Consider the following 11,366-nt stretch of genomic DNA (forward strand, 5'->3'; position numbering starts at 1 on the left):
GCTTTTTACTTAAATTTAAATACATTAAAACTGATTAAACTCATTATCAACGAAAGAATTAAAATAAAACCCATCACACCAACCATAGCTGGTGTTAATTTTTGTTCACTATCCTCTTGCTGAGAAAGCGTTCGATAATACAAGAAAGCCGCAACAGCACCGATTACATTTAATGTTACTACTTGCTGTATCATCGCAAATACTAAATATTTTTTTAAAAGTACCTCATGTTGACTATCAATCATCATCATCATCAAAGCCATAACCAACATCAAGCAGATTAAAAGCAAACCGACTGCAAATGTGCCTGAATCTGTTAACAATTGTTGAAAACTAACTGATAGTTTAATAGCAGTTAGGCCTGTATAACTCAAAAATACCACCGGAATTAATAGCCAATAACCGATTAAGACTCTGCGCCATAGGTTTGTCTGTTTGATGTTAGTCATTTTTTTTCCTCTATTCTTTATAATATGTTAAATAATATCGAACAATATAATCCATAATTAAATGCAACGTTACAAATGAAAGTGATTCTATTGCATTTTTAACTGAAAATTCCGTCAAATAATAGAATAAACTAAATGATGAATGTCTGGAAATAAAATTCGGTCCGGATCTCGTTACCGAAATAATCTCGATGTTACGAATATTTAAGTTTAAAATTGTATTTTTTATCGCTGCGGTTTCACCACTTAAAGAAACGATTATTAAACAATCTTGTACAGTCATTATATGAGCCATCATATCTAATTCTGTTTGATTTGGAATCATGATTACTTTTTTACCACAAGCTATCATCTGTTTAGAAAACTCTTCAGCTGCTTTTCTTTGTGAGTAACCAGTTCCATAGCAATAAATTATCTGACTGCGTTCAATTAATGCTGCAGCACCACTTAACTCTTCTAAATTTATGTTTGTCAGAGTATTTGTGATATCAGCCTCTTGACTTTTAAATAAATCAATTCCTTCTTTTGCCATAGCTTCTTTCTGCCTTGTCTTTTGATTTAATAAAAATTTAAGTTCTGAATAACCTGATAGTCCCAACTTCTTCATTATTAGGAACTGTTTTTGATAGCGTTAGAGCTTGCCATAATTTCTGGTATGATTTCTCAGCCCATGCTTCAACAACTAATTTTTCAACAGCTACTTGCTGTTCCATCATACCTTTTTGGAAACGAGGAATCTCTCCTTGCACTAAAGGTTCAGGACCATTCACGCCTACAATACATGGCACTTCCACCATAGCTGTTTCATCAAAGTTTGCAATCGCTCCCTTATTTTCGACAATTAACAGCATACGTTCGTGCGTATTGTAAGCAATAGCTCTTGCTAAATCAACAATATAACTAGCATGCTCGTCAATTTCCAGCGTTGAACCCTTCGCTGTACCATTAGCCACAATCTTATCACACTCACCAAAGACATGTTTTTCTCGACCGTCCATTACTTCATTTGCACGTGTATACTCTGGATTTGCATGCTCAACTGCTTCTTGTGGGTATAAATAATATTTCAGATAAGTATTTGGTAATGTATCCGGATCCACTGCGTATAAATCTTTTGCTTTAGAGAAGGTGTCCATCCAGCTGGCATCTGTATGCTGTGAGTCCTCAACTTCTTCTTTTAACGAATATCCATGCTGTGCGACATGTGCTTTGATTTGAGGCATCAAATCATTACCTTCAAGATCTCTAATATCTGTCCACCAACCAAAGTGGTTCAATCCATAATAGCGAACGACCATCTCTTTACGAGATTTTAAACCAATTGATTTTGCCATACGTTCTTCAATTCCTACTGGCATATCACAAATATTAATAATTTTAGAATTCGGACGTAATTTGCGTGTTGCTTCAGCAACAATAGCTGCTGGATTAGAATAATTCAACATCCAAGCATCTGGCGAATATTTTTCCATATAATCAATTAACTCTAAAACACCACCAATTGAACGCATTCCATAAGCTAGTCCACCAGGTCCACATGTTTCTTGTCCAACAACACCATATTTTAATGGAATTTTTTCGTCTTGTTCACGCATTGCATAAAGTCCCACACGAATATGTGCCATAACAAAGTCAACATCTGTAAATGCTTCTTTAGGGTCAGTAGTTGACACAAATTTTATATCTGGAGCGCTCTCTTTAATGATTATCTCACATGCATCAGCAATATGTTTTTGACGAGAATCCAAATTATCATAAAATTTAATTTGTCTAATTGGTAATCTATCCAGATTATCTAAAAGCATTAATACTATTCCTGGTGTAAATGTACTCCCACCGCCTGCTATCACTATCGAAAATTTCTTCATTTTATTAAATCTCCATTCTTTTTATTTATCTCTATAATATTTTTTCAAATTGCTCTCTTACTTGTGGAACGTCCAAGCCTACAATCACTTGGAAGGCTTTACCATTCCGAACAACTCCATGAGCACCACCTTCTTTAAAGGCTGCATCAGGTAACACTTTACTCTCATCAACTACCGTAATTCTTAACCGAGTCGCACAGTTATTTACTTTAGCAATATTGTCAGAACCGCCAAATGCTTCTAAAAAGATAATCGCACGATCCAAATATTGTGAATTAGCATCCGATGGTGACGTTGCAGATACACCACCTTCATTAGCCTTCTTTTCTTTAAAATCTTTTTTACTATATAATTTCACTTCAGATGATGTATCCTCACGTCCTGGTGTTGCAAAATTAAATTTCAAAATTAAGAAACGGAAAACTAAAAAGTAAACTGCTGTAAATCCTAAACCGATAATCAACTGTGTGAAAATCATTCCTTTATGATTAGCAAACAGTGGAATCCAATTTTTAGCAAGTAAATCAATAAATCCGCCACCCATGTCACCGACTACACCAAAGCCATACATTGTCGCTGCCATCGTTGCTGCCAATACCGCATGAACTACGAAAAGAACAGGTGCAACAAATAGGAAAGTAAATTCCAAAGGTTCCGTAATTCCTGCAAGAACCGCAGTCAAAGTAGTAGGAATTAGGATAGCCAATACTTTTTTACGATTTTCTGGTTTAGCAGTAAAATAAAAGGCTGCTGCAATACCAGGGGAAGCAAATATTTTAGAATTGCCATGTAAAGCAAATCCACCCTCTGGGAATAATTTTTTCAATGGTTCTTTTGTTTGCGCATATTCATTTAAATGTGCCATCCAATATTTAGTAATACCGCCTTCTACTACCGCTGGACCGAAGACAAATGGGGTGTAAATAAAATGATGGAGTCCAGTTGGTATCAGTATCCGTTCTAAGAACGTGTATAACCAGACGCCAAAAATACCGGAACTCGCTAAAAATCCTTGCATAGAACTGATGCCTATTTGAAATTTAGGCCAAATTAAAGCTGTCAGAAAGGCTATAGGTAACATCGTAAAGAATCCAACAATGACAACAAGCGATGACCCCTGAAAGACACCTAGAAAATCTGGCAATTTGGTATCAAAAAAACGATCATGTATCATAACTACAATAGCTGAAATTAAGATTGCACCTATAATACCAGTGTCTAACGTCTTTATTCCGCCAATTAATTTTAGTCCACTATCTCCGCCAGCTTCTAAAGTAAAGTCTACATTGAAAAATGAACCAAAAAATTTAACCATCCCACTTACAAAATAATTGAAAGTGGTATAGATTACAAAGGCTTCCATTGCCGCTCGAGCATTTGCCTTTTTTGCTAGACCAATAGCTAGACCAATAACGAATAATAATTCCATTTGATTAAATACAGTCCAAGCTCCGTCTTCTATAATTGACCAAACACTAAACCATGTCGTCCCCTCATTAGCAATGCTGCCCACTAACATTGGATTTTTAAAAATTATACAGAGTGCTACCATGATACCTGAAAAAGAGAAAAGAAGTACCGGTGTAAACATTGCACCCCCAAATCTCTGCACTTTTTCCATCATAATCTTGTAACCCCTTTCTTTTTTATAACTTTATTATGTCATACTTGCCATCTATTGCAATGCTTTACAAGTTAACTGTACCAATTTCCTTGCAAAGAAAAAAAGTGTCATAAAATGAAACCTAAGTATCAAAAAAGAGATATACCAAAATATTGGTATATCTCTCCGACTTTAATTATTTATATGCTTTTAGTCTTAGCTGAATGATTTAAAACGATCAGTATCTGACATATATTCTTTATCTCCAGCTGGCGCTTCAATTGAGCCATATACTAACTGCGCACGTAATTTCCATGACTCAGGAATGCTCCATTTACTATGAACATCTTTATCTATAACTGGATTATAATGTTGCAAATTAGCTCCTATTCCTTTTTCTGCTAAGGCTGTCCAAACATTGGCTTGTGTCAAGCCGCTTGCTTGCTCAGACCAAACCGGAAAATTGTCAGCATACAATGGAAATTGTTCTTGCAATGATTTAACAACATCTGTATCTTCAAAGAAAAGAATTGTACCCTTTCCAGCAGCAAAACCATTTAATTTTGCTTGGGTGTTAGGAAATACCTCTGGAGGAGTTAGTGGTTTCAGAGCACTCTCTGTTATTTCCCATAATTCTTGATTTGCTTCACCAGTTAAAAAGACCACGCGTTGCGTCTGTGAATTAAAAGCTGACGGTGAATCTCTAACCACTTCTTTTACTAATGATTCAAATTCTTCCTTTGATAAAGAAATATTCTTTCCTAAAGCATAAATAGAGCGACGTTTTTTTAATAGATTTACAAATTCTGACATAATTAATTCCACCTTTAAGTTTTAGTTATATTCATCATAACGCCATACAAGAAATAAATAAAATAATATGCTTATTTTTTGTAAGTGATGATCGATGAATTCATCATACCAACTTACTTAAAATAAGTAAAGAGAAAAGCTCAAAAAAGTAACTTTATTGATAAAGATTTTAAATTAATCAGCAGAAGTCTATTAAATCTTATAAAAACAATATTGAAGTAATCATTTCTCTATAAATAGCAGCACAAAAAAAGAGAGTTTTATCTCTCTTTTCTAAGTATATTTATGCCACTTCAATAAAGAATTCTCTATTAGATCAATTACTAAAAACAGTAAAAATGCTAACAAACTTAAAATCAAAATACCACAATACATATCCAAATAATTCAACCTGCCCCACGCATCCATAATAAAATAGCCTAGTCCATATTCTGTTCCATATACTTCAGTAAAAAATAAAATAGCAATTGCAGTACCTAATGCTATTCTTACCGCGCTTAAGATTGCTGCAACAGCTGCCGGCAATGTCACTTCAGTAAACAACTGCCAACGACTTGCGCCTAAGACTGTCAAATGATTGTAGTAACTAGGTGAAATACCACGTATTCCATCTCGAACTGATAAAATCACCTGAAATACTACAATAAGCACAATCAATATTATTTTTGATAAATTACCTAAGCCGAAAAGCAGCATGATTATCGGTAGCAAAGCAACCTTAGGAATCGGATAAGTTAAATAGACAATCGGATCTAACCAACGATTCCAGCGATCAGAGCGCCCCATAAGTAAACCAACAGCAAAACCGATTAATACGGCTAGAAACAGTCCCCAGAACAAACGAATGAAACTATTATAAGTATGAATACTCATCATCGTTAAATCCATTGTACCAAAATGTTTATAAACTGATGTTGGAGACGGTAGCATAGACTGGTTTACTTGGATACTTGCCAACCACCAGAGAACATTCAATATAAAAAAGCCAAGTAACGTCGGTATCAATTTTTTCTTCATATTTATCAACGTCCTAACGCCTCCCTTACTTGCTGGGTCATCGTATAGAATTCCGTTGTTTGGCGTCGTTCATCAATCGAAAACTGAAATAATTCATTAGATATATCTTCAGTTATTTCACCAGGAGTCCCGGACAACAGTACAATACGGCTACCCAAAAATACAGCCTCTTCAACATCATGCGTAATAACAATCGTAGGGGCTCTATGAATCTGCCATTGCTCCAGAAAAAGACACTGCATAGCTTCTCTTGTCATTGCATCTAAAGCTGAGAAGGGCTCATCCAATAAAAATACATCTGGAGACATCACCATTGATCGAGCAATCGAAACCCTTTGTTGCTGCCCTCCGCTTAATTGACTGGGAAACTTATCAAGTAAATCCATCAGTCCCATCCGATCAATTAAATTCATAACATTTTTTCTCTCAAATGGAATTTTTTTTATTTTTAAACCCATAATTATATTTTTATATACCGTTTCCCATGGTAATAATCCATAGTGTTGCGGAATCCAGCTTATTTTAGCATTTTTCGGAGAAAGCTTTTTACCTCCAAGCTTGACTATACCATCCACCGGAGTATGCAGTCCTGTAATGCAATTAAGTAGAGTAGACTTTCCTGTTCCGCTAGGTCCAATTAAAGCAACAACTTCATCCTCTTTAACTGATATATTGATATTTCTTAGTATTTCTTTCTCTTCGTAAACCGCTGTAAGTCGTTGAATTTCTAACATAGCAACCTCATTTATTTTGTTAGTAAAGAGCTCATAACATCTTTATCTGTCCATTTTTTTGTATAGATACCTTGCCCTTTTGACCACTCAAATGCCTCTTTTACTTGTTTTGAATCAATTTGCTTCGCATGCGTATACTTAGGAAGTTTAACCTCCCCTTTTATTTCTTCAGTAAATCCAACCTTTTCAATTAAAACATCATAGTAATCATCTAAAGATTTTTCATTAATAAAATCTACGGCTTTATCATACGCACGATAAAAAGCTTTAACTGCCGCTTGATTTTCTTCTAACACATTCCCTTTAAACCCAAAAACAGTAGTTTGAATGTTGAGCTCACTACTATTTGCTAATTCCTTTAACCCTGCTGTTTTCCCAATGGTTGTAAATGGTTCCGGAACTACTGTCGCATCAATCTTTTGGTTTTTAGTCAGTTCTATACGTACAGGAATTTGCGGTACTGCTTCAAACTCCACATCGTCTAGAGTCATATTATCTTTTGCTATTGCTTTCGCTAAAAAATACTCTGGTGCTTGTTTTTGTATATATCCAATTTTTTTCCCTTTCAAATTAGATAGAGTTTTAACTGAATCATTTCCAGTCAAGACTGAGAAAGCACCTACAGATTGACTAACGATTTTTACATCTAAATCTCCCTGACGATAAGCACTTAAAGCGATTAAGTCTGTATTTGCTCCATCTAAGTGTCCGCTAGATAATGCCGCGTCACGATCTTTTGGTGATTTAAAGCTTTGTAAATCTAAATTTAAACCTTCATCTTTAAAAAAGCCTTCTTTATCAGCAATATATACAGGCAAGCTATCCACCGCAGGCATTGCTCCGAAACTCAATGACATTTCTTTTTTATTTTCACCTTGCATATTTTTTTTACTTGAAGGCTCTTTTGTAGCACATGCACCTAAAACACCTACAATAACAACTGATAATAGTATCAACGCTAGTAGTCTTTTCTTCATTATATAATCTCCTTTTTATTCATTAAATCACAACCACTATTATACACTATTTTATTATTTTTTTTCATAACTTATTTCAATAAAAAAGAACATACTTTCGTATATCCTCTCTAAAAATTATTAATCGTTTTCCACTTCTAAAACATCACCTGTTTTAGCATTGATCTTGATATCCATTTCTTTTGTTCCTTCTTTAACACTAACACTCCAATAAGTAACATTCAATTCTTTATCCAGTTTCAACTCTGTCGCTTTACCAAAACCAGCTGCACCTTCAGCAATCGAAATCGCTTTACCGACACTAATAACATCACTAGTATCCAATGCATCTTCTTTACGCTCAGCTTCACTCTTAGCTTCTCTATCCAAATGCTCATCTTTATTCTTAGTGACTTCTTTTGTTGAGGCATCGATATCCATTTCGTATTCTTTATCGGCATCTACACCCTCTATAGTATAAAGATATTTACCCGATTTAGAATCTAATTCTAGAGATGTAATATCAGCATTATGATGAGCTTGTTTAAAGATATCAATTACTTCTTTCACTGTAACTTTTACTTTGCCGATTTCAGATGAACTAACTGTTGAAGCGCTTGATGAGTCTGTCGCTGCTTCACTTGATTTACTTCGTGTTGCTGATGATAACTGTGCTCGACTAGAAGATGGTATTGTATTGGTTTGTGCCTGTTTGGAACAAGCCGTCAGTGCACCTACTGTTATTAAAATTAAACTCAAAATTATATATTTCTTCCTCATAATTAACTTCTCCATTTCTACTTTATAAATATATCATACCAAAAAAAACATCATATTTAAGTCACATTACTGCGATTATTATGATTTTCTTATAAAACATGCTATAATTCACGTACAGTTATTTTAAAAAGGAGTTTCAACATGAAATTATTTAAAAATGGATATTTTTGGTTATTTTTAGCATTCTTAATTTTAGGTATTTATCAATTATTAACTTTTTTTGCTTATATTAATATTTTGAATTTTTTAGCAGGTATTCTTTTTATAATTGCTGCCGGTTTAGTTCTGCTTGCTGTATTAAAACCTAAAAAAAGTACCACAAATAATGATACGATTGATGTCAATATTCCCGAAAAAACACTGGTCACTGAAACGACTGAAGTGATAACTTCTGAAGAAGTCCCTCAATTGACTGATACTGAACTAGAAGAAGTCAAAATAATGCTTCGCGAAGAGTCAGAAGCCTACATTGTCCGTTGGATTAGCGATCAAAAAAATATTTCAATGGATACTGCACAAGAAGTATACGAGGGTGTGCTGATTAATATGGAGAAACCATTCTAATAAAAAAACAGCCTTAATCCGGCTGTTTTTTTATTTCCATTACTCTGGCAATATTCTCACACGTTTTTTCTAAATTAATACTCCCTTGCTTTAAACAATCATCCAAGACACTTAAGCTAGGAACAATACTGAACATTGCTGTAACACCTTGCTCATATAGAACATTTGCATCGTCTTTAATAACCCCTCCGCAGGCAATTAACGGTTTTTCATATACCTTACATAATTCAGCAATGCCTGAAATAACTTTTCCGTTTGATGATTGACCATCAATGGATCCCTCGCCTGTAAATATTATGTCAGCTTGTGATATCGCTTCTTCTAAATCCAACATATTGCTCACTAAATTAATCCCTGATATCAATTTTCCGTTTAAAAATACTTGAATGCCAAATCCTAATCCTCCAGCAGCACCACTCCCGGGTACCTCTCGGTATGAACATCCCATCGTCTCTTCTACAATATTTCCGTAATTCATCAGACCTGATTCTAGTCTATCTCTAACACTTTCAGTATTCGCACCCTTTTGTTGGCTAAAAATTTTTGTAGTTCCTTTAGGACCAAGCAATGGGTTTGTCACGTCACAAGCTGCTTCAAACTCACAATCATAAACTCTTGCATCAATGCTTTTTACATCAATTGATGCAATATCATACAAATTCCCTCCATTCATTTGTATAATATTTTTTGACTTATCGTAAAATTTAACGCCTAACGCCTCTGCCATACCGGCTCCACCGTCATTTGTCGCACTGCCACCAAGTGTCACAATAAATTTTCTTATTCCTCGATTTAATGCATCTTTTATGAGTTCTCCAGTACCATAAGTCGATGTTAACAAGGGATTTCGTTCCTCAAATTTTAACAACTCTAAACCACTGGCCTGTGCCATCTCGATTATTGCAGTTTTTTCTGATTGATTTATTATTCCATAAGAAGCTTCTATTTTTTTATGTCTAAACAAATCTGAAACTATTACTTTTTGGATATTTCCATGGGTTGCATCTACCAATGTTTGGACTGTTCCTTCACCACCATCTGCCATAGGAATCTGATTAATCCAAACACGATTTCCATATACAGTTTTCAAGCCCTTTTCCATCGCTGAACATGCCTCTTTAGCTGTCATGCTATCCTTAAATGAATCTGGTGCCAATAAAAATTTAAGCATAATTTATTCCTCATTCTTTAAGATTCTTTTTTTGCTGATTTCATTGTCCAAATCAGATAAATCAAATAACCACTTAGCACCAAGCCGAGATCAAGATAACCCCCCCATTTATTTGGGATCAACTCAGACAATGCAGGAATTCGCCTTAGAAAACCGCTAATACCAAAAGCAAAGATAACGGGTAAAACAGGATAAAATTGTTTTTTTCTTTTAATTAAAATCGCTGAAAAAATGCTAAAGACCAACACCAGCAAACAGATGACATCTAGCGGATATGGAATAGGCAGCATTACGACTGATGGTGTCTTATAAACTATTAATAGATAACAGCCGATAAAGACCATAAAAGCCAGCCACAAACAAAGGAAAGATATCACTTTTGACTTTTTCAACCAACTATTTGAAGGTAGATAAGTCAGATACTTAATCGCTAGAAAAACAACTTTAATTCCGACAACAGCTAAACAGCCTGTCAATAAGTATGCTAATACATTAAGTGACACTGGTCCTGATTTTGAAAATTCGCCAACAAAAGGAAACAACCAAAAAATACCGATTGCCATTAAAATAAAACTGATTTGCTTGCTAAAATCAAGCATTGGTATCTGTTTAATCAACTTATCAGCAGTTTGTTTGGGATTTGTACCAAAAAAATCTGCGGCGGACTCACCTTGCTGCTGTGCCTCAAGCAAATCACATCCTATTTGATAAATCTGTTCTTCTAATTGTCTATCATCAATCAACAAACTGCTGCTTCTCATATATATACGCAAATCATTAAAGTATTGCTGATTTTCTCCTATTAACTGTTTTTCAACCCGGTTACTTCCGTCTAAATAAATTTCTAAATCTTTCTTAGCCATTCCAATCCCTCGCTTCTGTTTCCATTAACTGATTAACCGTCAATACTAACCGATTCCATTGTGCATTGAACTGCTTTAAATAAATTAGACCATCAGAAGTAATCTTAAAATATTTGCGATTAGGACCCTCTGCTGATTCTTTCATTTCACCGACAATCAATTGCTGCTTCTCTAATTTTTGCAACAATGGATAGACTGTCCCTCCCACAATATTATTGAAGCCAGCGGCTCTCAAATATTGAACCAACTCGTATCCATAAATTTCCTGCTGCGAAATAATTTTTAAAACACAACCGTCTAAGACACCCTTTAATAATTGTGTTTCCTTCAATTGCTTTCCTCCCCCGCTACTATGTAATACAAACTACACACATAATTTATCATGCATCCACTAGCTTGTAAAGTCTAGTAACTAAAAAACAATCAAAACCTCCAGTGTGAACTGGAGGTTTGTTCTTCGGCTGAAAGCCTCTATTGCCGGCCTGAGCCTAAAAGGCTCACTGAAAAAGTCTCCCTTATGCACCACATTCACTCGCTGATCCTAAAAG

12 protein-coding genes and 1 pseudogene are annotated in these 11,366 nt (G+C 34.9%); 1 reads left to right on the top strand and 12 read right to left on the bottom strand.

Features of this window, described 5'->3' with window-relative positions; translation table 11 throughout:
* Positions 1 to 5 precede the first annotated feature (5 nt).
* The 9 genes and pseudogenes from CBF37_RS07485 to CBF37_RS07525 all read right to left on the bottom strand — a co-directional run bounded on the left by CBF37_RS07485 (position 6) and on the right by CBF37_RS07525 (position 8,220).
* Entirely contained in the window at positions 6 to 449 is a 444-nt protein-coding gene (locus CBF37_RS07485) for a hypothetical protein (RefSeq protein ID WP_125984143.1), read from the bottom strand.
* 10 nt (positions 450 to 459) lie between these two features.
* A complete protein-coding gene (locus tag CBF37_RS07490; RefSeq protein WP_125984144.1) occupies positions 460 to 1,056 on the bottom strand; it encodes a MurR/RpiR family transcriptional regulator in 597 nt (198 codons plus the stop codon).
* Between the two features lies 1 nt (position 1,057).
* Positions 1,058 to 2,317: pseudogene (locus CBF37_RS07495) on the bottom strand (6-phospho-alpha-glucosidase); the annotation flags it as partial.
* A 31-nt stretch (positions 2,318 to 2,348) separates the two neighbouring features.
* A complete protein-coding gene (locus tag CBF37_RS07500; RefSeq protein WP_125984146.1) occupies positions 2,349 to 3,941 on the bottom strand; it encodes an alpha-glucoside-specific PTS transporter subunit IIBC in 1,593 nt (530 codons plus the stop codon).
* Positions 3,942 to 4,136: 195 nt separating this feature from the next.
* Positions 4,137 to 4,733 (bottom strand): nitroreductase family protein, encoded by a 597-nt coding sequence (locus CBF37_RS07505; protein ID WP_125984147.1) that lies wholly within the window; start codon positions 4,731 to 4,733, stop codon positions 4,137 to 4,139.
* Positions 4,734 to 5,006: 273 nt separating this feature from the next.
* Positions 5,007 to 5,750 carry an ABC transporter permease gene (locus tag CBF37_RS07510; protein ID WP_125984148.1) on the bottom strand — a complete coding sequence of 248 codons (744 nt, stop codon included), beginning with the start codon at positions 5,748 to 5,750 and terminating at the stop codon, positions 5,007 to 5,009.
* 5 nt (positions 5,751 to 5,755) lie between these two features.
* Positions 5,756 to 6,484 carry an ABC transporter ATP-binding protein gene (locus CBF37_RS07515; protein ID WP_125984149.1) on the bottom strand — a complete coding sequence of 243 codons (729 nt, stop codon included), beginning with the start codon at positions 6,482 to 6,484 and terminating at the stop codon, positions 5,756 to 5,758.
* Between the two features lie 11 nt (positions 6,485 to 6,495).
* Positions 6,496 to 7,461 (bottom strand): ABC transporter substrate-binding protein, encoded by a 966-nt coding sequence (locus tag CBF37_RS07520; RefSeq protein WP_125984150.1) that lies wholly within the window; start codon positions 7,459 to 7,461, stop codon positions 6,496 to 6,498.
* Between the two features lie 120 nt (positions 7,462 to 7,581).
* Entirely contained in the window at positions 7,582 to 8,220 is a 639-nt protein-coding gene (locus CBF37_RS07525; protein WP_165866664.1) for a PepSY domain-containing protein, read from the bottom strand.
* Between the two features lie 141 nt (positions 8,221 to 8,361).
* On the opposite strand from CBF37_RS07525, the gene CBF37_RS07530 reads away from it, so the two are divergent.
* Complete coding sequence (locus tag CBF37_RS07530) at positions 8,362 to 8,784, top strand: hypothetical protein (protein WP_125984152.1); 423 nt, start codon at positions 8,362 to 8,364, stop codon at positions 8,782 to 8,784.
* A gap of 13 nt (positions 8,785 to 8,797) precedes the next feature.
* Here the strand turns inward: CBF37_RS07530 and CBF37_RS07535 are convergent, their stop codons facing one another.
* From CBF37_RS07535 to CBF37_RS07545, 3 genes are read right to left on the bottom strand one after another with little or no spacing between them, the layout of a single operon-like run.
* A complete protein-coding gene (locus CBF37_RS07535; RefSeq protein WP_125984153.1) occupies positions 8,798 to 9,955 on the bottom strand; it encodes a glycerate kinase in 1,158 nt (385 codons plus the stop codon).
* A gap of 17 nt (positions 9,956 to 9,972) precedes the next feature.
* Positions 9,973 to 10,818: a DUF1129 domain-containing protein gene (locus CBF37_RS07540; protein WP_125984154.1), complete on the bottom strand. Its 846-nt coding sequence runs from the start codon at positions 10,816 to 10,818 to the stop codon at positions 9,973 to 9,975.
* Entirely contained in the window at positions 10,811 to 11,149 is a 339-nt protein-coding gene (locus CBF37_RS07545) for a PadR family transcriptional regulator (RefSeq protein WP_125984155.1), read from the bottom strand. Before CBF37_RS07545 ends, CBF37_RS07540 begins: the two co-directional genes overlap by 8 nt.
* Between the last annotated feature and the right edge of the window lie 217 nt (positions 11,150 to 11,366).

This window comes from Vagococcus vulneris (genome assembly GCF_003950515.1).
GTDB classification, from domain to species: domain Bacteria; phylum Bacillota; class Bacilli; order Lactobacillales; family Vagococcaceae; genus Vagococcus; species Vagococcus vulneris.